Origin of the sequence: Nocardia sp. NPDC049737, from assembly GCF_040674755.1 — a bacterium.
GTDB lineage: Bacteria > Actinomycetota > Actinomycetes > Mycobacteriales > Mycobacteriaceae > Nocardia.
This window is the reverse complement of record NZ_JBFANH010000002.1, coordinates 305,505-332,287: the sequence shown is the minus strand read 5'-3', so window position 1 is coordinate 332,287 and position 26,783 is coordinate 305,505. Positions and strand designations below refer to the sequence as shown.

The following is a 26,783-nucleotide window of genomic DNA, read 5'->3' as shown; positions in this document are numbered from 1 at the left end:
CCTCATTTCGCGCCGCCCTCGAGGCTGCCGAGCAGTACCCGAGCGATCCGGTCCAGGTCGCGACGATCCTTCGCCGAGAGCACCGACAACATCCTGGTTTCGTTCTCGGTATGCGCGGTGACGACTCTGTCGATCAGCGTGCGGCCCGGGTCGGTGAGCGCGACCCGGATGGCGCGGCGATCCTGCGCATCCGCGATGCGCCGGACCAGCCCCGCCGACTCCAGGCGGTCGAGCCGTCCCGTCATTCCGGCGCGCGACATCATCAGCGTGTCGGCGAGCACCGACGGGTTCAATTCGAACGGCTCGCCCGAACGACGCAGTGCGGCAAGCACATCGAACTCTCCGCGCTGCAAGCCATGGGCGATGAAGACCGCCTCGATATCGCGCTGCGCGACCACAAGCAGCCGCCCCAGCCGTCCGATCACGCCCATCGCCTCCAACTCGAGGTCCGGCCGTTCCCGGCGCCACTGCTCGACGATCGCATCCACCGGATCCCGTTCGATCTCACCCATGGACAAGATTCTATTCGCTGCTATATAGTTCGGTAGCGAATTATCAATCACCGAATCATTTGGAGAGCATCGTGGACGCCACCACCGACCGCACCTTCGCGATCCGCCAGCCGCAGGATGCCGAAACCCTGGCCACCCCGGCGGTCACCATGCGCCTGCTCATCGACTCGAACGAGGCCGGCGGCGCGGTCAGCCACCTGGAGGTCACCATGGATACGGGCGCCGACGGCGCGGCACCGCATTACCACACCAAGTCGGATGAACTGTTCTACGTCGCAGACGGCGAACTGCAGGTACTGGCCGGAGATAAGATCGTCACCGTGGGCGCGGGCGGGTCGATTGTCGTACCCAAGCTCATGCCGCACGCCTTCGGTGCCAGCCCGGACGCCTCCGCACGAATCCTGATCGCACTCATGCCCGCGGTGGAACGCTTCGGCTACTTCCGCCTGCTCGACCGGCTGGTCAAGGGCGAGGCCACCTTCGAAGATCTGGCGGCATCGCAGGAGGAATACGACAACTGGTTCGTCGAGTCTCCCGAATGGTGGGCCGAGCGCAACGCCAACCGGCGCGATTGGTGAAGTGACGCAGATCTTTCGAATCCGCGCGGAGATCAGCACGTTCGACGGTACTGTCGCAGCGGAGGCGCCGACGGAATGCACGGCCGCCAATCCCGGGCAATGTCGACCGCGCAGCACCGTTCGGAAATAGCTCAATGGTTGCCAATGCCTATTCGGGCTTGTGCCGAAAATCTTTCGGCACAAGCGCATCCCGAGCCTGAATTCGGTTTGCCAGCGGCGGTCAAATCTGGCGATCCGAACCGTTCGAGACCCCTTGCGCGATATGATCCAGTTCCCGCTCGGGGGTCCTGGCAAATCGCGAGCAGATCGGAGAGCTCACTATGACCGACGCAATCCACCTTCCCGGTACCGGGCCGGCGGGTGACCGCGTTCCCGCGTTGCAGGGACTGCTGGTGGCCGAGTCGGAACGAGATTTCACGGTCAGAGTGACCGAAGGAACCTGGACCTTCCGCCGCGACGATGTACTGCGAGTCCTCGACTGGACCGACGGCGCGACCGCAGAACACGACGGCCGCCCGGTGCTGATGGATATCCGCCCCGGCGCCACCGCCGACTTCACCCGCCGCCTGCGCATCGACCTCGTCGACCGGCCGATGACGCTGGCCGAAGTACCCTCCGCGGCACTGGGAGATGAAGCGCTGCAACAACTCACCGCATCCTGGGCCGACAGCCTGCAGCTCGCCGATTGCGCGGGCGCCAGCGGAGCGACCTTCACCTACTGCCAAACCAAATCGCTCGCGACAAGCGACGACGGCATAAACTGCGACAGTCTCGACTGAACGGAACTGCGCATGGCGGCGCGCCGGACAGGTTCGGTCCTCATCGTCTCCGAATCCGATGATCTGCACGGTACCGCGATGGCGGCGACGTTGCGAGAACACCACGGGCTCAGCCCGATTCAGCTCGACCTGCGCGACTTTCCGCGCGAATCCGGAAGTTTCCGGCTCGATCGGCACGGCACCGCGCGATCGCTGTCGCATGTGATCGGGCTGGACGATGTCCGCTCGGTCTGGTGGCGCAGACCGCGTCTCGCGCAGGTTCCGGCCGGTGTGCGAGCCTCGGATGACGCCTACCGCCAAGCCGAATGCGATGGCTTCATCCAGGGCATGCTGTGGTCGATCCCCGCGTACTGGGTCAACGATCCCGGCGCCGATCGCACCGCGAGCCGCAAGATCGTGCAGTTGGAGACCGCGCGGCGAGCCGGTTTCGTGATCCCGGAAACCCTCATCACCAACGATCCGGACGAGGCGCGCAGCTTCGTCGAATCACGTTCGGGCTCGGTGGTTTACAAGCGAACCGGCACCGGACGCGCCGAATTCGCCGAGACCCGAATCATCACCAAGGCCGACTTCGGCCGCCTCGCTGGCATCCGCTCCGCGCCGACCACCTTCCAGGACTACGTCGAGGCGCGGTGTGATCTGCGTGTGGTGTGGATGGACGGCGTCGAATGGGCGGTGCGCATCGACTCGCAGTCCGGGGTAGGCCGGGTCGATTCCCGGCTCGACACCACCGTCGACTTCGCACCGGAGCATCTGCCCGCCTCGGTCAGCAAGTCGCTGGCCACGCTCATGGGCGCACTCGGCCTCAGCTTCGGCGTGCTGGATCTACGCCTGGGCCTCGACGGCGAGTACTACTTCCTCGAGGTCAACCCGCAGGGCCAGTTCGCGTATCTGGAAATCAAGACGGGCCTGCCGATGTTCCGCAGCCTCGCCAACCTGCTGGTCAACGGCGACGCTGCGGTGCCCGGCTATTAGCGCGCTCGATCCCCCTCGGTGTCGGCGAAATCGATTCGCCGACACCGGAATCAGATCCAGAAACGCTACTGGCTCTTGCGGCGGTTCGCACCGCCGCGACTGCGGAGTTGCACGTGCGACTCCACCAGCACGTTGTGGACGAAACCGTAGGAACGGCCGGTCGACCGGGCCAGCGATCGGATGCTGGCTCCCGCCTCGTACTGCTTCTTCAGCTGGGTTTGCAAACGGTCGCGTGATTTCCCCGTGACGCGTGTGCCCTTACCCAGTGTGGCCTTGACTTGTGTGGGCCTGTCGCTCATGGCTTCCTCCGAGTCGCCGAGCCGCGTCATTCCAGGCTAGACACTCGGGAAGCTGTGATCAACGGGTCTTTGTGATTAATATCACCGCCGAACCCGTTCCGTGAGGTGAAAACCAACCACCCGCAACGAAATTCCGGCCGGATGACCCCCGATCAGGCCAGCTGAATCAGTTCCAAATACTCCGCCGACCAGTGGTCTTCCTGGCCGTCCGGCAGCAAGATCACCCGCTCCGGGGACAGCGCCTCGGCCGCACCCGGGTCGTGGGTGACCAGGACGACCGCGCCCGCATAGGTGCGCAGCGCATCGAGGACCTGCTCACGCGAGATCGGGTCCAGGTTGTTGGTCGGCTCGTCGAGCAACAGCACATTGGCAGCCGAGGACACCAGCCCGGCCAGCGCCAGACGGGTCTTCTCACCGCCGGAGAGGGTGCCTGCGGGCTGTTCCAGCTGCGGTCCGGAGAACATGAATGCACCGAGCAGGCCGCGCAGCTCCTGCTCCCCCGCGTCCGGTGCGGCGTGGCGGATGTTCTCCCACACCGTGGCCTGATCGTCGAGGGTGTCGTGCTCCTGGGCGAAGTAGCCGACCTTGAGGCCGTGACCGGGCACGAGACCGCCTGCCGTCGGCGTCTCCACCCCGGCGAGCAAGCGCAGCAGAGTGGTCTTACCCGCGCCGTTGAGGCCCAGTACGACGACACGGCTGCCGCGGTCGATGGCCAGGTCGACGCCGGTAAAGATCTCCAGCGAGCCGTAGACCTTGGTCAGGTTCTCGGCCATCAGCGGCGTCTTACCGCATGCCGCGGGCTCGGGGAATTTGATCCGCGCGACCTTGTCGGCCACCCGAACCTCGTCGAGTTCGGCCATCAAGCGATCCGCGCGCTTGGCCATGTTCTGTGCCGCAGTGGCTTTCGTGGCCTTTGCACCGAGTTTGGCGGCCTGAGCGCGCAGGGCGCCGGCCTTCTTCTCGGCATTGGCGCGTTCGCGACGACGACGCTGTTCATCGGTGGCGCGCGCGTCCAGGTACTTCTGCCAGCCCATGTTGTAGACGTCGGCCTCACCGCGCACCGCGTCCAAGAACCAGACCTTGTTCACCACATCGCCGAGCAGTTCGACATCGTGGCTGATCACGATCAGGCCGCCGTCGTGGTTCTGCAGGAAGCCGCGCAACCAGGTAATGGAGTCGGCGTCGAGATGGTTGGTCGGCTCGTCGAGCAGCAGGATGGTGTCCGAGCGTCCGCCGCTGCCGTCGGAGGCGGCGAACAGGATGCGTGCCAACTCGATTCGGCGGCGCTGACCACCGGAGAGCGTGCGCAGCGCCTGGCCGAGCACTCGATCGGGCAGGCCGAGGCTGTTGCAGATGCGCGCCGCTTCGCTCTCGGCCACATAACCGCCGAGCGCCGAGAAGCGCTCCTCCAGCCGACCGTATTTGCGCACCGCCTTCTCGCGTTCGGCATCATCGACCACCTCGGCCATCAGCGCCTGCTGCTTTTCCATATCGCGCAGCAGGGTGTCCAGGCCACGAGCGGAGAGCACGCGATCGCGCGCGAGCACATCCAGATTGCCCTCGCGCGGATCCTGCGGGAGATAGCCGATATCGCTGGAGCGCAAAATCTTTCCGGCGTAGGGCTCGCCCTCGCCCGCCAGAATGCGCAGCGTGGTGGTCTTGCCCGCGCCATTGCGGCCGACCAGTCCGATCCGGTCGCCGGCCTGCACCCGCAGTGCGGGCCCAGGGGCCGACAGCAGGGTGCGGACGCCGGCCCGGACCTCCAGGTCCGTCGCGGTGATCACAGGCTTCTCCTACGGGTACGTGGTGCTGGTCGGTTGCTGCTCGATTGTGCGACGCGGAGGCGCACAAGAACCACCGATTTTACCCGGCTCAGGAGGTGCTCCTTACACCCGCGATCCAGGTGTGACCGCACTAACTCTCTGCTCGGCGCTAGACCGATACCCCGGCCAGGCTCGACGCGATGCTGTTGGCATTCGCGACGCGCTGACCACGGGCCTCGCCGGAGCTGCGTTCGTAGTACTGATCGAACGCTGCCGCCGCCGCACCTGGCGAGGTCGCTGATGTGAGATGACTGTACGCACCCGACTCACTGCCCTTCAGCTCGTGAATCATGAAATCGACTTGGAGACTCCAGTCGGTGACGGACCGGTGCTGGGGGTCACTCGCGGCAAAAGCCTCGAGATTCGCCCGTCGACCACCTTCCCACTGGCAGAGGCCGATGGCTCCTTCACCTGGGTTGTAGGCACCAGTATCGAAACCGGATTCGACCTGCATGTTGCCCAAAATGCCCGCTGCTTGCGCCGGTGTGAAGCCCTTCTTCAGGAGGTACTGATAGATTTCGCTGGCCGTCGCTTTCTTACCTCCACTGATGGGTTGAGCACTCGCGCGGTTGCCAAGACCTGTGGGTCCGCTGGTGTTGCGGCTGTTTCCACCGCTACCGGTATAGGCAGGGAACTGGTTGCCGCTACCGATCGAATTCGGGGCACTTCCGCTGTCGGTCGACTCCGGGTCGGTTATCTTTCCGGCGTGTTCGTCCAGTGCGTTGTACGCGTCCTTGACTGTCTTCGCCGTTTGGTCGATCTCTTTATCGATCTTGTCGATCGTGTTCATCTGCAACTCGATGCTGCGCGGCAATGGCACATCGGTCAGATTCGGCAGATTGTCGTAACTCAGCTCCTGCTTGACAGTGGCCACCAGGCTTTTTACTTCTTTGTTCACGGTGTTGGCTACGTCGGCCGATTCCGACGCGATCTGGGCGATATTGCTGTCCAGCGAGTTCAGATCGTCTCGATATTTTGTGTCGTCGCTTTGTTTGGCATGGTATTTCGTGACGAGCTCGCCGGACTTCAGCTGCGACTCCCCCAGGCCCTTCAAATCCTCGACGGTAATCGACTTCGCCGAGCCGTCGCCCATCGCCTTCACCAACTTCGCCAGCGTCGTCTCTATGCGGCTGATGTAGGCGTTGACGATAGGCGCATCCGGACGCGACGGCAGCGATGTATCGATAGATGTATCGCCAGCCATTGCTCCACACCTTCCGACCGAAACCCTGTCCGGCAGCGTAATCCGATGCGCCGCGACGTCTGTCGTTCGTACTCCCGGCGCTGGGAACACCGAGCTCGAGCGCTGTCCGGCGTCCGCGGGTTCGACGATCCGGCTACTGCGGTAGCGTGCCATCACATGACGACCGATCTGTTGGGCAAGAGCGCACTCGTTTCCGGAGCCAGCCGGGGTATCGGCAAGGCGGTCGCTGCGGAGTTGCTGCGTCGCGGCGCCAATGTGCTGATCACCGCCCGCAAGCCGGAGCCGCTGGGGGAGGCGGCCGCCGAACTGCGGGCGCTCGGTCATCGGGGCGAGGTCAGCGCGCTGGCGGGCAATTCAGGTGATCCGGACAGCCGGGCCGCCGCGGTGGGTCGGGTGGTTTCGGAATTCGGCTCGTTGGACATCCTGATAAACAACACCGGCATCAATCCGGTCTACGGCTCGCTCATGGATGCCGATCTGGAGGCGGTGCGCAAGATCTTCGATGTCAATGTCGTCGCCGCACTCGGCTACGTGCAGGAGGCATACCGGGCGTGGATGCGCGATCACGGCGGTGCGGTGGTGAATGTGGCCAGTGTCGCCGGGCTGCGCTCGACCGGCGTGATCGCGGCGTACGGCGCCTCCAAGGCCGCACTGATCCGGCTCACCGACGAACTGGCCTGGCAGCTGGGCCCGAATATTCGGGTGAATGCGGTGGCGCCGGGTGTAATCAAAACCAAGTTCGCCGATGCGCTGTACTCGGCAGATGAGGAGCGGGCCGCGAGCGTGTATCCGATGAAGCGACTCGGCGCGCCGGAGGATGTGGCGCAGTTGATCGGATTCCTGGTGTCGGATGAGGCCAAGTGGATTACCGGTGAGACGATCCGCGTCGACGGCGGATTGCTCTCGACCGGCGGAATCTGAGACGCACCAGGGTAACCCGCTGACCAACGGTGGAACCCAACTGTCCCAAGAGCATCGATGGCCGTGCGGCGAATACCGCACGGCCATCGGTATTTCTACACCCGGGCGGGCTGGCGCAGGGCGTCCGGATCGGGCAGCGACGGCGCGGACGGACCTTCGTCGAATCCGAAACGCTCGTGCAGCTTTTCGAGCGGGCCGGGTGCCCACCAGTTCCAGTCACCGAGCAGTTTCATCACCGCGGGCAGCAGGAAGCCGCGGACCAGAGTCGCATCGACCAGCACCGCCAGCGGCAGACCGATGCCGAAGGACTTCATGAAGGTGATGTCCGAGGCCAGGAATCCGAGGAACACCAGGGAGATCAGGACCGCCGCGGCCGTGACGATCCGGCCGATCTTCTCCAGGCCATGGGCAACGGCGGATTCGTTCTTGCCGGTGTGTTCGTACTCTTCGAGGATCCGCGACAGCAGGAATACCTGATAGTCCATGGCCAGACCGAAGGCGACGCCGAAGAGCATGACCGGCACGGTCGGCGGCAGGTCGCCGGTCACGGTGAAATCGAGCAGGCCGGACAGATGCCCGTCCTGGAAGATCCAGACCAGCGCGCCGAAGGCGGCGGTGAGGCTGAGTGCGCTGAGCACGATCGCGACCAGCGGCAATACCACGCTACCGGTCAGCAGGAACAGCACGACCAACATGATGATCACGACGTAGGCCAGTGCGACGGGCAAGACCGAGGTCACCGCATCGAGGGAATCGGCGCTCGCGGCGGCGATACCGCCGACCAACCGCTGCGAGGGTGCGGGCACCGCGCGCAACTCCTTGGCCACCCGGTCCAGCAGCGCCGGATCGCTGGTATCCGGTGTCACCGAAATGTATGCGGCATCCTTGGTTTCGAAGCGCGCATGCTGTGCCATGGCCGGGGCGAGCTGCCCGCCGTGGGCGTAGCTGCCGGTGGCGGTGTCGACGCGACGGACATTGTCGACTTCGGAGAGCTTCCTGGCGTAGGCGTCCAAACCGGACTTGCCGTCGGGCAGCACAACGAACAGTCCGTTGGTGTCGGTCGCGGCGAACTCACGCTGGATGGTCTCGGTGATCTGACGGTTGTTCATCGACTCCGGCAATGCCCGCTCGTCCGGGAAGCCGAGTTTCACACCGAGGAAGGGGGTCCCGAGCAGCAGCAGGAAGGCCGCGACAGCCAGACCGATCGGCACCGGCTTGCGCATCACGAATACCGCGAGCCGATGCCAGAAACCCTCGCCGGGCGCGGGACGTTGCGGACGGAAGAACCAGCCGAGTTGGCCGCGATCGATGCGACTACCGAGCAGCAGCAGAATCGCGGGCAGCACCGTCAGCGATACCGTCGCGGCGATCGCCGCGACCGCCAGCCCGGCATAACCCATGGAACGCACCGCGAGCAGCGGGAAGAACAACAGGCCCGACAGCGCGACCGCGACAGTGACCGCCGAGAAGGCCACGGTGCGTCCGGCCGAGCGCATGGTCGCGGCGACGGCCGGACCGGTCGCGGCGCCTGCGGCCAATTCGTCGCGGTAGCGGCTGATGATCAGCAGGCTGTAATCGATCGCGAGACCGAGGCCGAGCAGGGTTGCCACATTGGTCGCGGTCGCGGCGAGATCGGTGAACAGGGTGATCAGCCACAGCGCGCCCATGGTGATCATCACGGTCACCGCGGCGACGACCAGCGGCAGGCTGGCCGCCACCAAACCGCCGAATACGAACAGCAGGGCGATCAAGGTGATCGGGAAGGCAATGGATTCACCGAGGACGGCGTCCTTCTCGCTCTGCTGCACCGTCTCGTGCAACAACATCGCGTAACCGCCGACGCGCACTTGCACCGGCCCGTGCGTGCCGCCGTAGCGGTCCGCCAGAGCGCCGACCTTCTGATCGACCGCACCCTCCTCGCCGAGAATGCTGGCGACGATCAGCCCCGACTTGCCATCGCCGCTGCGCAGCGCGGGCGACTTGTCCATCCAATAGGACATGACCCCCGCGACACCCGGCTCATCCTTCAGTTTCAGCGCCAACTTCACTGCGGCCGTTGCGGATTCAGTATCGTCGATCGAGGTGTCGCTGTGCACCAGCAGCACGAAGTTCGGCGGCGCCTGACCGAAGGTATCCCGCAGCATCTCGGTTGCCCGGCTGGATTCGCTGCCGGGATCGCTGTAGCCACCGCCCTGCACGTTGTCGAACAATGTCGAGCTGAGCATCCCCATAACCAGCGCGAGCCCGACAAAGATGCCGAGAATCCATTTGCTGCGCCGCGTAGCGACTGCTTGCAGGTCGCTCGAAATGGTCAGCTTGGTCAGTTCGAACACCGCCACACCCTCATCACTAGTTAAGCCGCTCCGCGTTCGCTCCCTGACGAATCCGCGACGTGCCCGGTTTGCACCTGCCTGGCCACCACCCGCATCGGCAGATACTTCGGATGTACCAGGGCGCCGATCACCGTCTCCTGCACCGCGATACCGGGCATCGGGCGCAGGCGCCAGCGCCCGCCGATCGTAGCAACCTGCAGGGCAACCTCGGTGAGCGAGAACACATTTCCCGGGCACTGCCGGGTGCCCATACCGAACGGCAGGTACGCCCCCTTGGGCCGGGACTCCATCGCCGCAGGCAGCCAGCGGTCCGGGTCGAATTCATCGGGATTCGGGAAGATGGCCGGATCCCGGTGCACCGCAACGGGACACACCAGCAACATGGCGCCCTTCGGCAACGCCTTGCCGCCGAGTTCATAGTTCGCGGGCACATCGCGGACGGTCAGCCACGGCGAGTACATGCGCAGGGTCTCTGTGACGATCCGCTTGGTCAGATCGAGCCGTCCGAGATCGGCGAATTCGGCCGGGCGACCACCCAGCACCGCATCGATCTCGGCATGGAAAGCGGCTTCCAGCTCGGGATTTCGGCCCAGCTCGTGGAACACCCAGGACAGCGTCATGCCGGTTGCCTCGGTGCCGCCGACCAGGAAGTTGATCAGCTCGTCGTGCACCTGGGCATCGGTGAGTGCGACACCGTCGTCGTCGCGGGCCTTGATCAGGGTGTCGAGCAGGTCGCCGTGATCCAGATTCGAGTCGGCGGCCAGATCCGCACGGTAAGCGGCGATGATCTTGCTGGTCGCCGACTTCATACCGGCCACAAGCCCTTCGAAGCGGCGATTGCTGGGCAGTGGCAGTTTGTCGATCCAGGCCGGGCGGGTGACGCGGCGGGCGAGCAGCGTCATGACCGGTGTGAGCATCTCGTGGATTTCGGCGCCGGTCTCCGCGCCGAGGTCGCCGCTGAACAGCGCCCCCGCGACGGTGCGCAGCGCGAGGTCGTGCATCTGCGTATTGACGACCACCATTTGACCGTCGCGCCAGGCATCGGCCTGTTCGGCGCCCAGACGCGTCATCACGGTGGCGTACTGCGCGATGCGACCGCGAGCGAAAGCCGGGGCGATCATGCGACGTTCCCGCCTGTGCTGCGGACCGGACAAGACGGTGACGCCCGCGCCGAGCAGCGCCTGCGCGCGATCGATCATCGAACCCTGATCGGACAGCCCGACGAACGCCTCGCGGATCAGCTCCGGTTCGGTGACGACATAGGTGTCGTAGCCCGGAATCTTCACCCGCACCACGGGTCCGAGATCCGACAGCGTCTGCAAGAAGCGGTAGGGTCTGCGGGCGAGGCGGTGTGAATGTCCGATCAGGGGTAAGGCGCCAGGTGCGGTCGGCACCTCGGCGGTACCGGTCGGACGGCTGGCGAGCGGGGTGGTCATCATGCGAGTCTCCTAGGCGTGGAGCGGCTTTCGCTCGAATGCGTGGCGTCGACCGTCGGTCATCCGCGGGCGATGACGGCGTCGACGCCGCCGACCTGTCCGACCCAGTCGATGTAGGCGGCCAGTCCGTCGGCCAGTGAGACCGTCGGCGCGTAGCCGAAATCCCGGGTGGCGGCGCTGGTGTCGTAGGTACTGGAGACGGTCAGCGCCGCGGTGGTCCAACTGGACAGCGGCGGCGCGTAGCGCTCCTTGATCGCGGGCACCCGCCATATGGTGTCGAAAACCGCGATGGCGGCATCGAAGACCGGTTTGGGAATGATGCGGCTGGGTGGCGTCAGGTCCAAGGCGACGGCGAGATCCTTGACGAACTTCCACAGGTCGACATCCTCGGGATCGGCGAGGAAGTAGGCATTGCCCGCGACCTGGTCCGAGCGCGCCGCCTGCAGACAGGCCTGCGCGGCGTGCTCACAGTAGGTGATCGACACCATGACGTTCTTGCCGCCGGAGAGGTCGGGCAGCTTGCCGGACTTCAGCTTTCGCAGCAGCAGCGTCATCCAGCCCGAGGAACGCGGTCCCCAGATCATCCGCGGTCGCAGCGCGCAGGTCACGAAATCCGGGGTGTTGCTGGACAGGACGAGTTGTTCGGCGGCGGCCTTGGTTTCCACGTACAGACTCTTCGGGGCGGTCACATAAGGTTCGGATTCGTCGATGCTGAAGCGGTCGGTGTCATAGGAGGTTGCCACCGACGGGCTGCTGACGAAGACGAACCGGGCGACACCGGCCTGCTGCGCGGCCTTCATCAGCCGCCGGCTGCCCTCGACATTGGCCTCCCAGAACTGCGCGCGGCTGCCGACCTCGGCGACCAGCCCGGCGCTGTGATAGACCACATCGACGCCCTTACATGCGGTGACCAGCGATTCGTAGTCGCCCAGATCGCCTGCCACCGTTTCGATTTCGGGCACCGTCGACAGATGGCCGAGATCGCTCGACGGCCGAACGATGGCGCGCACGTCATCGCCGGCCGCCATCGCGGCGTCGACGATATGGCTGCCGAGGAATCCGGTTGCCCCGGTGACCAATGCCTTCATGACGTCATCCCCTTTCCGGCCCATGCGGCCAATTCCTCGCGCCCGATCTTGGCGTTGTGCCGGATGTCGACCGGGAATCCGGGATGCGCGCGAAACACCTTGATCGCCCTGGTGAATTCGCGTTCGCGTGCGATGGACCACAGCTCCCGCTGCACCCGTGGGATCTCGGATTCCGCCACCCCGGACCGCAATTCGAAGCACAGCACCGGGATCTGTGCACCCGGTTCGCCGATACCGACGAGCGCGGTGCGGTGCACATCCGGGTGGGTGTTGAAGATCTGTTCGCACTGCACGGTGAACAGGTCACCGGCCGCGGTGCGGACCCGCTGGGCCGAGCGGCCGCAGAACCACAGCCGACCGGAGTCGTCCTGCCAGGCCAGATCGCCGACGCGATGCCAGCGGCGCGCGGTGCCGTCCGGACGGGTCTCGTCGATCTTGTTGCGGGCATCGGCGGCGGGGTTGCGATGATAGGCGGTGCTGACTTGCGCACCGGTGGCGACGATTTCGCCGATCTGCCCCGGTGGAAGCACGAGATCGTCGTGCCAGGTGGGTATTTCGTCATCGGAGATGGCGATGATCCGCACCCGTGTATCACTGTCGGATTCCGCGATCGGGCGGCCGACGCAGGTGCCCGCGCCTTCGGCGGTCTGCTTGCGGGTTTCGTCGAGTTCGGACCATTCGAGGGTGGTCAGCGGCAATGCCTCGGTGGCGCCGTAGGTGGTGAAGACGCGCGCGGACTCCCCGAGCGCGGCCCGAACCCCTTCCAGCGCATCCAGATTCGCGGGAGCGCCCATCGAGATGACCCGAACCAGGCTCGGCAACCTGATCCCGGTTCTGGTCAGATATTCGCCGAGCGGACCGAGCAGCGCAGGCGATGCCGTGACATCCGTGGCCTGGAAACTGCGGACCACATCCGTGAGCAATGCCGGATCTGCCTTGGACACCCGCACCGGATCGACCGGTCCGAGCACCACATGCGCACCCTGCAGCAGATCGAAGATGCCGAACAGCGGCACCGAGGTGAGCGAGACGAAACCCGTCGGGCGACCGTGCAACCGCTCGATCACCCGCAGCGAAGCAGCGAATCCGGCCCTCGTGAACTCCACCCCCTTCGCCGGTCCGGTACTGCCGGTGGTGAAGGCGATCATCAGCAGATCGTCGGGCGAATGGGCGATCTCGGGTGCGACCGCACCAGGCGTCTGTCGCATGGCGAGCAAAGTGTGCCCACCCCAGAACGAGCGTCCAGCCGTCACGTGCAGCCGCACCGAACGGAATGTGCGCCGCGCCGCCAACCGCACCAGATGCGCCAGCGGAATCCCGATGAACGCCTGCGCACCGACACTGCGGAAGCAATGCAGCATGCGGCGCACGCCCATACCCGGATCCACCACCACCGGTACCGCACCGACGCGGAACAGCGCGAAGATCACCGCGAACAGATCGGGATCGGGTTCGACCATGACAATGGTCTTGACGCCCTTGCTGATTCCGATCCGTTGGAATGCCGCGGCATAGGCTTCGACTCGCGCGCCGAGTTCGGCGAAGGTCAGCACCGCGAAGTCGAGATCCGTTGCGCGCTGGGCACGTTCTGGATGCGCCACCGTCGGATAGCTGATGGCGGCCAGGTCGGCGCGGTGTCGGATCTGGTGCTCCAGCAGCGCGCTCAGATCCGCGGTCTGCTGATTCACCCCGCACCGCCGGCGGGCACGGTGTAGCTCACGCAGCCCGCGATCGGACCCGATCCGGCGGCGACCAAGAGCAATTCGTCACCAGCCGACAGCTCGCCTGCCTCGAGCAGCTGGTGATAGCCGATGATCAAGCCCGAGCTACCCCCGTCCAGATCGCCGGTCGCGGCCTGATGCGTTCGGGCGAAACCGAATTCGCTCGCCAGGGTGGCCGCGAAGTCGGGCACCGGGTTATTGGTGACCAGCACGCGCTGTCCCTCCGGACGTTCGGCTAGGTACGAGCGAACCGCGGCAAACGCTGCGCCGCTGACCAATTCCGCGTAGTCGTCGGCGACATCGACGGTGATCGAGCGCTGGCCGTCGTTACCCATCGCTTTCAGATCGAGGTACCCGGCGACACCGGGATGAGTGCCGCCCTCGCGCGGCAGCGGCGCCGGAAGGTGCACGCGATCGAAGCCGGTGCCCTCATCGATCCCTTTGGTCACCAGCAATGCGGCACCGACCGCGGCGTAGCGGAAGTCGGCCGGTGCATGTCCGATGCCGCCCGGATGAGCATCGCTGCCGACGATCAGTACCCGCTCGACGGTGCCGTTCTCCAGCAGCGCACCCGCGGCCTGCAATGCGTTGAGCACGCCGCACGCCCCGTTGCGCAGATCGAGCGAGAAACCCGCCCGCGAGGAGCCGACCTGGTAGTCCAGATGCATCCCCAATTCCTTCTGGATCAGAGCGGCATTGGACGGTTCGACGACATTGCTGTCGCGGTAGACGCCGACATTGATCAGCACGTCGATATCGTTCGGCTCGACACCCGCCCCCGAGAGGCACTCCCCGGCCGCCCGCACGGCGTGGTCGATGGAACCGAGGGTGGGATCGGCGCTGACGGCGGATCGCCGAATAATGAACGACATTTCATCCCACCAATGCGCTGATAGTTGCCGAAAGGACACCGAAGACCATTCCAGAGGCCGTCGGCACCAAACAGATCTTGGCCCTCTTCGGGATCTCGCCTCGGGAAATGTAGTCGTGCAGTACCAGGAAATGCGTACTTGCCCCGGTGTTGCCATACTTTTCCACGGTCGCCAACCTCGGCGGCATCTCGGTGCCGTGAATCTTGCTGCCGGATTCGGCCAGCTTCTCGGTGAATCCGACGCCGAGCTGATGGAACACGATGAAGTCGAACTTCTCGTCGGCGAATGTGGTGCCGCGCTTTGCGAGGATATCGCTGTGGAATTTCGCCCATGTTTCCCGACGCGGCGCGGCCTGCATGGTGAGATTGTCGGTCAACATGATCATGTTTTCGCTGGCATCGCTCGGTTTGGCGATACACAATGGCGAATACTCGGCGCAAGTCGTCAGATCGACGTAGTGCAGCACGTCTTCCTCGTCGACCGCCGGGTCGAGAATGACCGCGATCGCGGCATCGGCGAGAGTGAGTGCGGCGAACTGTGGATCGCGCGCATCCATGGCCTCGGCGAGGGCGCCTTCGGTTACCGGCGAGATCACCTCGGGCGTGACGACCATGCCATTGCGCACCGCACCCGCGCGAATCAGATTGTCCAGCAGATAGATTCCGGTCATGGTGCCGCCACAGGCATTCGCCACGTCATAGCCGGAGGCATTGACCGCACCGATGCGCCGGGCGATCTCCTGCGACGCCGACGGTTCGAAGACCATATGGAATCCATCATGCACAGTGGTGCCGCCACAGATGATGATGTCCAGGTCGGCGGCGTCTAAACCGGATTTCGCCAGCGCGTCCGCCGCAGCCCGCACGCCGAGGGTGAGGGTGTCCTCACTGGCGCGGTCGACCATATAGCGGTGACCGATGCCGGTAATTCGCTCGACGTCGAACTCGCCGCCGCTTGTCATCCGACTCAGTACTTCTGAAGTGGTGTATTCGCCGGCCGGTAGGGCGGCTCCAAGGGCGCGTAATCGGGAAGAATTCACCGTAGCGGTCCTTTCGACAGAGACGGGCAGCACGAACTTCCCGGCTGGCACGACAATGGCCGCGGGCAGACGATGCGGGAATTCCGTTCCACAGGATCAAGGGAACAGAAAGTTCCGAAATCAACATTGATTTCGGCAATCGGATCAAGATTGCCCGACCCTGGGCAATCCGCTCGACAACGCCGAGCATACGGCGCACCGGACATTGTGACCAGCCGGACGATGACACGAGGCTACTGGCGAGTCACATCGTTGCTGGAAAAGCGAGATCTGACATGATCGCATTATGAAGAATGTCACCGTCGATATCCGTGAACTATCACAACGCAACGGTGACCCGACCGCGCGACAGTAGGCTCCGCACGACCGACGAACCGCGCCGACAACGAAGGGGGTCCGCCCTGCACGCCACCGAACTCGCTGTGCCACACCGACATCCGCGCTCGACATCGGATAAGCGATGACCGCGGACCTGATCGTCTGCGGACTCGGACCCGCCGGTCGCGCGCTCGCGCACCGCTGTCTCGCGCACGGAATGTCGGTCACCGCAATCGATCCGGTGCCGGATAGGCGCTGGTCGGCGACGTACGCGGGCTGGCACGACGAGCTGCCACGATGGTTGGATCCGTCGGCCATAGCCAGCACCGTGGCGCATCCGACGGCCTGGGGTGCCAGGCCGCATCGACTCGACCGAACCTATGTCGTCTTCAACTCCGCACGGTTGCGGGATTCCCTGAATCTCGACGGCGCACAAATAGTTACCGATCGGGTCGTCGAAATTCGGCACAACACAGTAACTTTGGCTTCGGAAACAAGATTCAGCGCCAAACGTGTTATCGACGCACGAGGAATTCAGCGCTCCCCCGAACTCGCCGAGCAAACCGCGTACGGCGTAATCGTACGACGCGGCGCCGACATCACACCCCTGTTCATGGACTGGCGGGCGGACAACGGCGCGGAACCCGGTGCGCCACGGTCGTTTCTGTACGCGGTGCCGTTGAGTGCGGAGACGATGTTGCTGGAGGAGACCTGCCTCGCCGGTCGTCCCGCTCTCGACACCGCCGTGCTGCGCGACCGACTGCACCACCGGTTGCGTTCGCGCGGAATCGAACTCACCGGGTCCGAACCTGTGGAACGCGTGCGGTTCCCGGTTCAGGGCGGCCACCCTGGACAGGGGCGATTCGGCGCGGCGGGCGCATTCACCCATCCCGCAACGGGTTACAGCGTCACCGCATCGCTGGCCGCCGCCGACACCGTCGCCCTCGATTCGTCGGCGTGGCCGGCTCGAGCCCGAGCGGTACACGCGTTGCGGTCGGCAGGCCTGCGTGCGCTGCTCGCTCTACCGCCCGAGGACCTTCCCGTCTTCTTCGATGCCTTCTTCACTCTGCCGCCGCAACTGCAACGGGCCTATCTATCGGGTCGCACCGATCTCGGCGGCACCGTCGCCGCCATGCGCACCCTCTTCGCCACCCTGCCAGCACCGCTGCGTCGGCGCGTCGCGATCGCGACACTCGGGATTCCGATTCGCTCGCCTATTCGAATGGGTTCGTCCATCATGGAGTAATGGCACGAGCTATCTGGAAAGGCTCGATTGCGTTCGGGCTGGTAAACGTCCCTGTCAAGGTGTACACGGCTACCGAGGACCACGACATTCGGTTCCACCAGGTGCATGCCAAGGACGGTGGGCGGATCAAATACGACCGCGTCTGCACGGTCTGCGGCAAGTCCGTGCAGTACGCCGATATCGATAAGGCCTATGAGTCCCCCGAGGGGGACAAGGTCATCCTGACCGACGAGGACTTCTCGAAGCTGCCCGCCGCCGAGAAGCACGAGATTCCGGTGTTGCAGTTCGTACCCAACGACCAGATCGACCCGATCCTGTTCGAGAAGAGCTACTACCTCGAACCCGACTCGAACACCCCCAAGGCCTACGTGCTGCTGGCGACCACGCTGGAGCGCATCGATCGGACCGCGCTCGTGCATTTCACGCTGCGGCAGAAGACCCGCCTCTCGGCGCTGCGAGTACGCGACGGTGTACTGGTACTGCAGACCCTGCTGTGGCCCGATGAGGTGCGTTCCGTCGATTTCGAATCGCTGGACGGTGTCGCCGAGCCGAAGGCGCAGGAGATCAAGATGGCCGAGACGCTGGTCGAGACCATGTCCGACGATTTCGATCCCGAGCAATACACCGATGAGTACCAGATCGAGCTGCAGAAGGTGCTCGACGAGGCCATCGCCAGCGGCACGGGGAAGGTCGTCAGTCAGCCAGAGGAAGCGCCCGTCGCGATGGACGCGGAGGTCGTCGACCTGGTCGCCGCACTGCAACGCAGTCTGGAGGCCAGTGGGCGGCGGACCGCGGAGAGTTCCGGCAAGGCAGCCGCCGAGCCCAAGGCAAAGGCGGCACCGGCGAAGAAGTCCGCCAAAACTGCGCCCAAGAAGACCGCCGCCAAGCCCGCCAAGAAGACCGCGAAGAAAGCAGCGGCCCGCAAGGGCGCATAACCGACCGTTGGCACACTCCCCAGCAAACCGCGCCCTGCCTGCAGTGCCGCCGGGCACCAAGCGGGCGCTGATCCGCGGCGGCCGATTGACCGGTGCGGAGTGCGACGCCCGCTGGGCCGGATCAGAACATGCCGTGCGGGAGTTGATCAGCGTCGGGCACCGGCTGTACGACATCCCAGTGCTCGGTGATCACGCCGTCGACCAGCCGCCAGATATCCACCACCGCCACGCCGCGGGCATCGTCTGGGGCGATCATGTGGTAGTGCACGACGGCGTATTCGTCATCGGTGATGACCCGTTTGATATCGAGTCGGGCGGCGGCCACCGGCGCGTTCGCGATGAACTCGACGAAGGCGTCGCGGCCGGACGGATTACCAGGACTGTGCTCGATAAAGTTCTCGTGCAACAGGTTTCGCAGTATCTCGACATTGCCCCGACTGAACTCGGCCAAGCCGTGCAGTACGAGATCCTTGTTGCGGATTGCCAGGTTGTTCGTCATGCCGGTAACCGTCGCAAGAGCGTGGTACGCCTGTCGATTACCAGGCATGTAATGGCGGCGCCCCACGCGGCGTGGTGATACTGGCCGGGTGGATAGCGAACATCCCGTCGGGGCGATGCTGCGCGAGTGGCGGCTGCGGCGCAGGCTCAGTCAGCTCGAATTGTCCGTGCAATCGGGCATTTCGACGCGGCATGTGAGTTTCGTCGAGACCGGGCGCACCGTTCCGAGTCCGGCGATGGTCGAGCGGTTCGCCCACCATCTGGACATCCCGTTACGCGAACGCAATCGGCTGCTGGTCGCGGCCGGGTATGCGCCGACGTACCGGCATCGCGCGCTCGACGATCCGGATCTTGCGCAGGCGCGCGCCGCGGTCCGGCGGGTACTCGATGCCCACGAACCGTTTCCGGCGCTGGCCATCGATCGACAGTGGAATCTGTTGTTCGCCAATAGGGCAGCGGAAGTGTTCTTCGAGGGGGTGGCCGCGGAACTGCTGGAGCCACCCATCAACATGATGCGAATCGGTCTGCATCCCAAGGGGTTCGCGCCGCGCGTGCGGAATATCGAGCAGCTGCGTGGGTTCCTGCTGCCACGACTCGCGCGGCAGGCGGAGCTGTCCGGCGATCCCGAATTGGCCGCGCTGCATATGGAACTGAGTGCGTTCGCCTCCGAAGCCGTTCTCCCGCAGGTCGATCCATCCGAGGTCGCACTGTCGATCCAGCTCGAGCACCGCGGCACACAGCTGTCGCTGTTCAATACGATCATGCGCTTCGGTGCGGCCTTCGATGTGACGCTCGACGAGATCGCCATAGAGTCCTACTTTCCTGCCGATCGGACCACCAGCGCCTACCTGCACGCACTCCCCAGGTGATCTTCAGGACTCGGCGGCCCGCGCTTTACCTTCTTCGAAGAAGTCGAGGAGGGCGGCGGCGTTGTTCACCTCCTCGCGCGAGCGCAGCGCGCCGAACGGGGCATTCCAGAATTCGCCGGTGCGCGGCGCCCATGGGCCGACATAGGCGTACGGTTCCGGATGCGCCGAATCTCCCGGTGACACACCGTAATTGACCTCATTGACGGTGCTGGACAGATCGAAATGCTCCGGCCACAGCACCGGGATGACATCGGGCGCCGTACAGCGCAGCGTCGAATCCCCGAGCGCGAACCAGTCCGCGATGATGCTCGCGGCCTGCGGATCGACTGCGAGCTGGTCGCCGGGGTCGACTCCGGTGGTGTCGGCGTAGACATCGGCCGGTGCCTCGGGTTGGAAGCCCGCGGCGGCGGCGACCTTGTCGAAGGTGCCCACGAGCGCGACCCGGCCTTCCGGCCACACCAGATCGGTGCCGACCACCGACACCGGCCACTGCGCACCACCGAAACCACCGTGCACCACCCGTAGTCGGATGGTCCCGAACCGCCGATATTGTGGGCCCGCGATCAACAACTCCCCCACCGCGTGCAGCGCGAGCCGGGTGTCCTGATACGTGATGTCGTCCACCCGGAAATCATCGCCGCTGTGGCCCGCTCGCGCTGCCGAATCGGGCCGCGAAATCAGGATGGATGGACGATGACCAGCAAGACCTCGGCGGGCTCATCGTCGACCCGATGCCAGCGGTCGCGCATGGTCGCCGGGAAGGTGATGAAGTCTCGTGCGCCGAGCCGGAATCGACCCGCGCCGACAATTTCCACCTCGATCGCGCCTGAGATGACATAGAGGCTGCTCACGCCGGTCGATTCGAACCATTCGCCGATATGCTGACCGGGTTCGATCCGGTATTCGATGACCTCGAGCGGACTGTTCGGCCGCATATTCAGCGCCCGGCCGACGGCAGCATCGGGGCGATCGGCGACCGGGATCAACGTACCTTCGTCGGCGCGCACGACCCGGACTCGCTCCGATTCGGGTGCGGGCAGCAGATCGCCCGGGGCGACGCCGAGCGCCGCGGCCAGCCGGTACGTGCTGATCATCGATGGCGCGCTGACGCCGCGCTCGATCTGGCTCAGGAACGGCTGACTGATACCGGCCCGCTTGGCCAGATCTCGCATCGACAGTCCGGACTTCTCCCGCAGCGCCCGCACCACACCGCCGACCAGCGCGGCCAGACTCGATTCGTCGGGGGCTGCGGTTTCCGGCACAGCGGAAGTCTGCCCGATCGCCGATGCGGGCGGCGGTCCGGGCTTAACCTGACCGTGACGCTGGTGAACGTTCACGACATATGGATAGCAGATTCTGATTGCTGTCGCTTATCATTAACATGTTGTCGAGGGGAAGGACTCCGTCGTGGAATTCCGAGTGCCGGTCATCGATATCTCCTCCTACGTCGGCGATGGCTCCACAGCCGAACGCCGGGCCGTCGCCCGCGGAATCGACGACGCCGCAAGTACGGTCGGCTTCATGCAGATCACCGGCCACGCCATCCCGCAGCCGGTACTGGACAACTTCGCAGCCGCAATCGACAACTTCTTCGACCTCGACCCAGCGATAAAACAGGGCTATCGCACACCGCCCGAAATCAATCGCGGCTACTCACCACCCAAGAGCGAAAGCCTCAGCCTGAGCCTCGGTGTCACATCCGCCACCCGCATGAACGATTACTTCGAGGCATTCAATGTGGGCATCCCCGCGGCCGCCTATCCGGGGGTCGAGTTGTCCGCGAGCGACTACGCCGAAAACCTCTGGCCGGCAGAGGTTCCAGGCTTGCGTGCACCCGTGGAGACCTACTTCGCGCACGCTGCCCGCATCGCGCGAACCCTCACCACCATCTTCGCCGACGCCCTCGAATTGCCCCCTGGCTACTTCACCCGATTCACCGACCATTCCCTCGACGTCCTGCGGATGAACAACTATGCGCTGCCGCCGGGCACCGTCGATCTCGACGGCGAACTCACCGGCATGGGCGAACACACCGACTACGGCATCGTCACCGTCTTGTGGGCGGATCAGGTCCCCGGCCTTCAGGTCGTCGGCGCCGATAACCGTTGGCACGATGTACAACCCGCCGACAATGCCCTGCTGGTCAACCTCGGCGATGTGATGGCGCGTTGGACCAACGAACGCTGGCTGTCCACTCTGCATCGCGTCATGCCGCCGATCACCGATGGCACCATCCAAAGACGTCGCAGCGCAGCCTTTTTCCATGACGGCAATCCGGACGCCGTCATCGAAACGCTTCCCTCCTGCCTCGGCGTGGGCAGCAAATACGCCCCGATCACCGTCGCCGAGCACCTGCGCACGAAACTCGCCGGTTCTCGTGCCCTGCAACCCAATACCAATGCCACACGCGAGGCGGCACGCGCCCTCGCCGCGGCAAGCACCGAACATCTCCCGGAGTGAGCGCGCCACTCACTTGCGGAATTCGGTCTCCAACTCCGCCAGCGTGGCTTGCAGATCGGCCGCGTCATTCGTCTTGAAGATGCCCTGGAATCCGGCCTCCGCCCGAATGGCCGCCTCCACCGCGGGATCGTGGTAAAGCTTTACCAGCGCAAGTAGTTTCGGGTTGTCCCTGTCTTCGGCGCGGGCGGCGAAGATATTGATGTACTGCCGGAGCTCCGGACGTTCGGGATCGTCGGTGAAGATCGTCTCGTTCTTGGTGAGACCTGCGGGGCGTGCGAAGGTGTCATCGACGAATGCGGCGTCGACACTCTCCAGTGATTGTGCGGTCAGTGTCGGATCGATGGTCTTCAGCGTCACCCGCGATGCGTCGGTGTCCACATCCTCGATCTTCGAATCCCAGCTCGCACCGCCCTTCAGCACGATCAGTCCGGCGGCGGCCAAGCCGAGCAGCGGACGGACCTGGTTCGCGGGGTTGTTGCTCAGGGTAATCTGACCGCCCTTGGGTATCTCCGCCACCGACTTGTGCTTGCGCGAGTAAAGCGTGAGCGGGTAGATCTCGGTCGCGCCGATCGGCACCAGGGTGTCGTTATTGCGGACGTTGTAGTTGGCCAGATACCGCACGTGCTGGAACTTGTTGAGATCGATGCGACGTTGTGCCAGTGCGGGATTCGGCTGGTTGTAGTCGGTGAAGTTGACGAATTCGACAGCGATGCCCTGTTCGGCGGCCTTCTTCTTGTAGACATCCCAATGCGGCAGCGAGATGTCGTTCACACCGATGCGCACCACATCCTCACGGTGCTCCCGACCACACGCGACCCCGCCGACAGCCAGGGCAAGGAGCAGGGGAATCACCAGAACACGGCGCAGCAATCGCATTGCAGGCAACCTAGACGCTCGTCCAACTGATTGCCAGAGTTTCGCTCAGCACAATCCAAACCGTTGTCCGCCCCTCGGACGCATCGCTTGGATTATCGGGTTCATATTGCGACAAAGCATTCGGGAGCACGAGTGAAATTCCATCGGGTACTGGCGATCCCGGTCCTGGTAGCCACCGCGGCCCTCACCCTGACGGCGTGCGGCAGCAACGATAAGGCTTCCTCCGACAACGTAGTGCGCATCGGCACCACCGACAAGGACCACGCCTGGGACGTCTTCGAGGAGAAGGCGAAGGCGCAGGGCATCACCCTGCGGATCACCAACTTCTCCGATTACAAGCAGCCCGATCTCGCACTGTCGCAAAAGCAGATCGATCTCAATCTGTTCCAGCATCTGCAGTTCCTCGGCGCCTACAACGTCGCCAATAACGACACCCTGACCCCGATCGCCTCGACCTACATCGTTCCGCTCGGGCTCTACTCCAAGAAGCACAAGTCGCTCGCGAATCTGCCGCAGGGCGCCCAGATCGCGATCCCGAACGATCCGACCAATCAGGCGCGGGCGCTGTTCGTGCTGCAAGCTGCCGGTTTGCTGAAACTCTCGGGCACCAGCAAGGCGCCGACGCCCGCCGATATCGATAAGGCTGCATCCAAGGTCGAAGTGACCCCGGTCGACGCGGCGCAGACCGCGCTCTCGCTGGCCTCGGTCGACGGATCGATCATCAACAACACCTTCCTCGATCGCTCCGGCATCGATCCCAATTCGGCGCTCTACAAGGATGATCCGAAGAATCCGGCGGCCGAGCCGTACATCAATGTCGTGGTGTCCAGAGCCGAGGACAAGAACAACGAGCTGTACCAGAAGGTGGCCGAGCTCTGGCACGATCCGGACGTGCAGCAGGCGCACGCCGAGGTCACCAAGAACACCGCGGTCGAAGTAAAGCGCAGCGGTCCCGAGCTGGAGCAGATCCTGGCGAGGGTGCAGCAGACCATCAAAGACGGCAAGTGAGCGAGCAGAAGGTTCCTGCGGTCGAATTCCGCTCGGTCACGAAGGTTTTCGGCAAGGGCACGGATAAGCAGGTCGCTCTCGACGATATCGAGCTGCGTATCGAGCAGGGCGAAATCTTCGGTGTGATCGGTTATTCCGGCGCGGGCAAGAGCACGCTGGTCCGGCTGATCAACGCGCTGGAAAAGCCGACCACCGGCACTATCGAGGTCTCCGGTACGCCCATCACGGGTGTGCGGGAGGCCGAGGTCCGCCGCATCCGCCGGGATATCGGCATGGTGTTCCAACAGTTCAACCTGTTCCGATCGCGCACGGCCGCAGGCAATATCGAGTATCCGCTGAAGGTCGCGGGCTGGAGGCGCGCCCAACGCAAGGCACGGGTCGAGGAGTTGCTGGAGTTCGTCGGGCTCGCCGATAAGGCCCGCAGCTATCCTGAGCAGCTCTCGGGCGGTCAGAAGCAGCGGGTCGGCATCGCCCGAGCGCTGGCGACCTCGCCGTCATTGCTGCTCGCCGACGAATCGACCTCGGCGCTGGACCCGGAGACCACAGGTGAGGTGCTGCGACTGCTGAAGAAGATCAATCGCGAACTCGGCGTCACCATTGTGGTGATTACACACGAGATGGATGTGATTCGCGCGGTGGCCGATCGCGTTGCGGTACTGGCAGAAGGCAAGATCGTCGAATTGGCCAGCACCTTCGAGGTTTTCGCGACCCCGCAGGCGGCGCCGACGCAGTCTTTCGTCGAGACCGTGCTACACAATCGGCCCGATGCCGAGGAACTGCGACGACTCGGTGAGCTGCACGGTGGTCGGTTGGTCACCGTGGATATCGATGACAAGCGCGGCATCGGTGCCGCGCTGGCCGCGGCCGCGCATGCGGGTGTCGAGTTCGAGGTGGTGTATGGCGGGGTGAGTACGTTGCAGGACAAGACATTCGGCAGCGTGACGCTGGCATTGCACGGTTCGGATGACGATGTGGACAAGGTGATCGAAGCGCTCGGTCACCGGGTCGGCTGAGAGGGGAACTCGTGCATACGGATTGGGACAAACTCCGGCCGGTACTGACCGAGGCCATCGGCACCACCATCTATCTGGTGCTGCTCACCTTCGTCGTCGGCGGATTGATCGGGCTGTTGCTCGGCACCGCCCTGTACACCACTCGCAAGGGCGGACTGCTGGCGAATGCGCCGATCAATGTGCTGCTCAATGTGTTGGTGAATGTGGTCCGGCCGATTCCGTTCATCATCCTGCTGGCGGCGCTCGGCCCCGTCACCCTCGAAGTGGTCGGGACGACGATCGGTACAGAGGCCGCGGCCTTCGTCATGATCGTGGCGGCATCCTTCGGTATCGCCCGCATCGTGGAGCAGAATCTGGTCACCGTGGATCCGGGCGTGATCGAGGCGGCCAGGGCCGTCGGCGCCGGCCCGCTGCGGATCATTCTGACGCTGCTGATCCCGGAAGCTCTGGGGCCCTTGGTGCTCGGCTACACCTTCGTGGTGATCGCCATCGTCGATATGTCCGCCATGGCGGGCACCGTCGGCGGCGGTGGGCTCGGTGATTTCGCGCTGGTCTACGGATATCAGCGCTTCGACTGGCAGGTCACCCTGGTCGCGACGTTGATCATTATCGTCGGTGTGCAGGGGATTCAGTTCCTGGGCAATATCATTGCCCGAAAAGTGCTGCGCCGCTGATCCCTCGGCGCGGGCGCAACCGAATGCGTTCTCGACGCGGATCGCGTCGAGAACGCATTCGGTTTTTCGTCAGCTCGCGTTCGCGGTGCACTGCGAATCGACAATGCGCGGTTCGCGCGGCGCCGAGCTGCCGAAGTTCAGCAGCGGCGGCGGTGCGGTCGGCCCGGCATTGGCGATCGCCTGTTGCTCGGCCTCGGCACGTGTCGGCGCCCAGGCCCAGCCCAGGTGATCATCGCCATTGCGGGCCACGGCCGCGCACGCATTGGCGAATTGCACGATGACATGGCAACCAGACACTCCGCACTGCTGCACCGCGGCACGATCGGAATCCGCCCAGTTCGAGTAGTTGTAAGCCCATCCGAGAGTCGCATCGCCGCGCGCGGAGACCGAAATCGCCAGCGAGCCGTAGAGGGCCTCCTCCGCCTGCGCGGCCCCGGCCCCGCCTGCGACGAACGCACCCGCGGACGCGGCCACCAGACCCATGGCAGCCTTGGACGATAGTGACATGTGTTGCGCTCCCCAGTTCCGAAAATAGCTTCGGCTCGAATCCTGACCGCTTCGATCCTAATTGTCCAAATCTTTGTATCACCAGAGCTGGACATCCGTTGGTCAGCGACCTCCCCGCGCCACAGAAGCTCTCGCCGACGATGCCGTACGGCCCCACGGCGGCACCACATCTCGCCAGTCCGCAGGCCAATTCACCAGCGCGACGGCCATCATGATCACCAGATGAATCGGTGCCGAGGTGCCCTGCCAGATCGGCGCGTCATCGATGAGATGTGTGGTCACCGCGCCGGTCAGCACCAGCACCAGAATGGCCGCGCCCAGGAATCTGCTCTCCCGGCGCGGAAGCACCAGCAGCACGGCAGCGATCAACTCCAGCCCACCGACCACGAACCGCATATTCGGATGAAATCCCCACTCCGCGAACTTCTCGGAATAGGCGGGCCCGAAAATCGTAGACCCGGGCCAGCACTTGGTTGCGAAGCCGACGAAGAACTCGAATCCGAGAAACCAGTAGAGGCCGGTCCGTACCCACGCCCACCGCAAGCGTTGCGACATATATTCCCTCTTCCGCAGGTCATCCACCGCAGTGCGGCGGCGACGGACATCTGCCCGCCACCGCTTTGACCAGGCCCGGCCGGGAAATGTGACGACCGCCGCGTCGCTACCGCCACCTCACCTGCATCGATATCGCCGGTGTGTTGCGCCCCGACGCGTGCACCCGATCTGACGCGACGCCCCTGCCGACGCGCCGATATAGTGACACCTTTTGTCGCCAAACCCCTGCTCTTTGAGTGCCTTT

General features: G+C 64.5%; 27 protein-coding genes. 11 read left to right on the top strand and 16 right to left on the bottom strand.

Annotated elements, in window-relative coordinates; translation table 11 throughout:
- Positions 1–2 precede the first annotated feature (2 nt).
- Positions 3–512: a MarR family transcriptional regulator gene (locus tag AB0J47_RS04485; RefSeq protein ID WP_364340419.1), complete on the bottom strand. Its 510-nt coding sequence runs from the start codon at positions 510–512 to the stop codon at positions 3–5.
- Between the two features lie 149 nt (positions 513–661).
- On the opposite strand from AB0J47_RS04485, the gene AB0J47_RS04480 reads away from it, so the two are divergent.
- From AB0J47_RS04480 to AB0J47_RS04470, 3 genes are all read left to right on the top strand, one after another.
- Complete coding sequence (locus AB0J47_RS04480) at positions 662–1,090, top strand: cupin domain-containing protein (protein WP_364340726.1); 429 nt, start codon at positions 662–664, stop codon at positions 1,088–1,090.
- A 320-nt stretch (positions 1,091–1,410) separates the two neighbouring features.
- Positions 1,411–1,869, top strand: coding sequence for a hypothetical protein (locus AB0J47_RS04475; protein ID WP_364340417.1), 459 nt, complete (start codon positions 1,411–1,413; stop codon positions 1,867–1,869).
- A 12-nt stretch (positions 1,870–1,881) separates the two neighbouring features.
- Positions 1,882–2,844 carry a hypothetical protein gene (locus AB0J47_RS04470; protein ID WP_364340415.1) on the top strand — a complete coding sequence of 321 codons (963 nt, stop codon included), beginning with the start codon at positions 1,882–1,884 and terminating at the stop codon, positions 2,842–2,844.
- Between the two features lie 65 nt (positions 2,845–2,909).
- Here AB0J47_RS04470 and AB0J47_RS04465 read toward each other — a convergent pair whose 3' ends face one another.
- The 3 genes from AB0J47_RS04465 to AB0J47_RS04455 form a co-directional block, all read right to left on the bottom strand.
- Positions 2,910–3,143: a helix-turn-helix domain-containing protein gene (locus AB0J47_RS04465; RefSeq protein WP_040692003.1), complete on the bottom strand. Its 234-nt coding sequence runs from the start codon at positions 3,141–3,143 to the stop codon at positions 2,910–2,912.
- A 152-nt stretch (positions 3,144–3,295) separates the two neighbouring features.
- Positions 3,296–4,927 (bottom strand): ABC-F family ATP-binding cassette domain-containing protein, encoded by a 1,632-nt coding sequence (locus tag AB0J47_RS04460; protein ID WP_364340412.1) that lies wholly within the window; start codon positions 4,925–4,927, stop codon positions 3,296–3,298.
- A 148-nt stretch (positions 4,928–5,075) separates the two neighbouring features.
- Positions 5,076–6,170 carry a phage tail tip lysozyme gene (locus AB0J47_RS04455; RefSeq protein ID WP_364340410.1) on the bottom strand — a complete coding sequence of 365 codons (1,095 nt, stop codon included), beginning with the start codon at positions 6,168–6,170 and terminating at the stop codon, positions 5,076–5,078.
- Between the two features lie 156 nt (positions 6,171–6,326).
- On the opposite strand from AB0J47_RS04455, the gene AB0J47_RS04450 reads away from it, so the two are divergent.
- Complete coding sequence (locus AB0J47_RS04450) at positions 6,327–7,091, top strand: SDR family oxidoreductase (RefSeq protein ID WP_364340407.1); 765 nt, start codon at positions 6,327–6,329, stop codon at positions 7,089–7,091.
- Positions 7,092–7,186: 95 nt separating this feature from the next.
- On the opposite strand, the gene AB0J47_RS04445 is transcribed toward AB0J47_RS04450, so the two are convergent.
- From AB0J47_RS04445 to AB0J47_RS04420, 6 genes are read right to left on the bottom strand one after another with little or no spacing between them, the layout of a single operon-like run.
- A complete protein-coding gene (locus AB0J47_RS04445; protein ID WP_364340405.1) occupies positions 7,187–9,424 on the bottom strand; it encodes an MMPL family transporter in 2,238 nt (745 codons plus the stop codon).
- Between the two features lie 20 nt (positions 9,425–9,444).
- The gene (locus AB0J47_RS04440) at positions 9,445–10,863 is read right to left on the bottom strand and encodes a cytochrome P450 (protein WP_364340402.1); all 1,419 of its coding nucleotides are present in this window, start codon (positions 10,861–10,863) and stop codon (positions 9,445–9,447) included.
- A 56-nt stretch (positions 10,864–10,919) separates the two neighbouring features.
- Entirely contained in the window at positions 10,920–11,972 is a 1,053-nt protein-coding gene (locus AB0J47_RS04435) for an NAD-dependent epimerase/dehydratase family protein (protein WP_364340400.1), read from the bottom strand.
- The gene (locus AB0J47_RS04430; protein WP_364340398.1) at positions 11,945–13,636 is read right to left on the bottom strand and encodes a fatty acid CoA ligase family protein; all 1,692 of its coding nucleotides are present in this window, start codon (positions 13,634–13,636) and stop codon (positions 11,945–11,947) included. Before AB0J47_RS04430 ends, AB0J47_RS04435 begins: the two co-directional genes overlap by 28 nt.
- Complete coding sequence (locus AB0J47_RS04425) at positions 13,633–14,541, bottom strand: hypothetical protein (protein WP_364340396.1); 909 nt, start codon at positions 14,539–14,541, stop codon at positions 13,633–13,635. The genes AB0J47_RS04430 and AB0J47_RS04425 overlap by 4 nt, the downstream gene beginning before the upstream one ends.
- 1 nt (position 14,542) lies before the next feature.
- The gene (locus AB0J47_RS04420; protein ID WP_364340394.1) at positions 14,543–15,580 is read right to left on the bottom strand and encodes a 3-oxoacyl-[acyl-carrier-protein] synthase III C-terminal domain-containing protein; all 1,038 of its coding nucleotides are present in this window, start codon (positions 15,578–15,580) and stop codon (positions 14,543–14,545) included.
- 460 nt (positions 15,581–16,040) lie between these two features.
- On the opposite strand from AB0J47_RS04420, the gene AB0J47_RS04415 reads away from it, so the two are divergent.
- Positions 16,041–17,144: a lycopene cyclase family protein gene (locus tag AB0J47_RS04415; RefSeq protein ID WP_364340392.1), complete on the top strand. Its 1,104-nt coding sequence runs from the start codon at positions 16,041–16,043 to the stop codon at positions 17,142–17,144.
- A complete protein-coding gene (locus AB0J47_RS04410) occupies positions 17,144–18,079 on the top strand; it encodes a Ku protein (RefSeq protein ID WP_364340390.1) in 936 nt (311 codons plus the stop codon). The genes AB0J47_RS04415 and AB0J47_RS04410 overlap by 1 nt, the downstream gene beginning before the upstream one ends.
- A 121-nt stretch (positions 18,080–18,200) precedes the next feature.
- Here the strand turns inward: AB0J47_RS04410 and AB0J47_RS04405 are convergent, their stop codons facing one another.
- Positions 18,201–18,578, bottom strand: a complete 378-nt coding sequence (locus tag AB0J47_RS04405; protein ID WP_364340388.1) for a nuclear transport factor 2 family protein — start codon at positions 18,576–18,578, stop codon at positions 18,201–18,203.
- Between the two features lie 88 nt (positions 18,579–18,666).
- Between AB0J47_RS04405 and AB0J47_RS04400 the strand changes: the two genes are divergently transcribed.
- Entirely contained in the window at positions 18,667–19,446 is a 780-nt protein-coding gene (locus AB0J47_RS04400; RefSeq protein WP_364340386.1) for a helix-turn-helix transcriptional regulator, read from the top strand.
- Positions 19,447–19,449: 3 nt separating this feature from the next.
- On the opposite strand, the gene AB0J47_RS04395 is transcribed toward AB0J47_RS04400, so the two are convergent.
- Entirely contained in the window at positions 19,450–20,070 is a 621-nt protein-coding gene (locus AB0J47_RS04395) for a hypothetical protein (RefSeq protein WP_364340384.1), read from the bottom strand.
- A 53-nt stretch (positions 20,071–20,123) separates the two neighbouring features.
- A complete protein-coding gene (locus tag AB0J47_RS04390; protein WP_364340382.1) occupies positions 20,124–20,708 on the bottom strand; it encodes an XRE family transcriptional regulator in 585 nt (194 codons plus the stop codon).
- A gap of 145 nt (positions 20,709–20,853) precedes the next feature.
- Between AB0J47_RS04390 and AB0J47_RS04385 the strand changes: the two genes are divergently transcribed.
- Positions 20,854–21,906 (top strand): 2OG-Fe(II) oxygenase family protein, encoded by a 1,053-nt coding sequence (locus tag AB0J47_RS04385; RefSeq protein WP_364340376.1) that lies wholly within the window; start codon positions 20,854–20,856, stop codon positions 21,904–21,906.
- A gap of 9 nt (positions 21,907–21,915) precedes the next feature.
- Here AB0J47_RS04385 and AB0J47_RS04380 read toward each other — a convergent pair whose 3' ends face one another.
- Entirely contained in the window at positions 21,916–22,782 is an 867-nt protein-coding gene (locus AB0J47_RS04380; RefSeq protein WP_364340374.1) for a MetQ/NlpA family ABC transporter substrate-binding protein, read from the bottom strand.
- Between the two features lie 189 nt (positions 22,783–22,971).
- Here AB0J47_RS04380 and AB0J47_RS04375 point away from each other — a divergent pair, with 189 nt between their 5' ends.
- From AB0J47_RS04375 to AB0J47_RS04365, 3 genes are read left to right on the top strand one after another with little or no spacing between them, the layout of a single operon-like run.
- Positions 22,972–23,790, top strand: coding sequence for a MetQ/NlpA family ABC transporter substrate-binding protein (locus AB0J47_RS04375; protein ID WP_364340724.1), 819 nt, complete (start codon positions 22,972–22,974; stop codon positions 23,788–23,790).
- Positions 23,787–24,803 (top strand): methionine ABC transporter ATP-binding protein, encoded by a 1,017-nt coding sequence (locus tag AB0J47_RS04370; protein ID WP_364340371.1) that lies wholly within the window; start codon positions 23,787–23,789, stop codon positions 24,801–24,803. The genes AB0J47_RS04375 and AB0J47_RS04370 overlap by 4 nt, the downstream gene beginning before the upstream one ends.
- Positions 24,804–24,814: 11 nt before the next feature.
- Positions 24,815–25,477, top strand: coding sequence for a methionine ABC transporter permease (locus AB0J47_RS04365; protein WP_364340369.1), 663 nt, complete (start codon positions 24,815–24,817; stop codon positions 25,475–25,477).
- Positions 25,478–25,546: 69 nt separating this feature from the next.
- Here the strand turns inward: AB0J47_RS04365 and AB0J47_RS04360 are convergent, their stop codons facing one another.
- Positions 25,547–25,984 carry a DUF4189 domain-containing protein gene (locus tag AB0J47_RS04360; RefSeq protein WP_364340367.1) on the bottom strand — a complete coding sequence of 146 codons (438 nt, stop codon included), beginning with the start codon at positions 25,982–25,984 and terminating at the stop codon, positions 25,547–25,549.
- 102 nt (positions 25,985–26,086) lie between these two features.
- Positions 26,087–26,539: a DoxX family protein gene (locus AB0J47_RS04355; protein ID WP_364340365.1), complete on the bottom strand. Its 453-nt coding sequence runs from the start codon at positions 26,537–26,539 to the stop codon at positions 26,087–26,089.
- Positions 26,540–26,783: the final 244 nt, after the last annotated feature.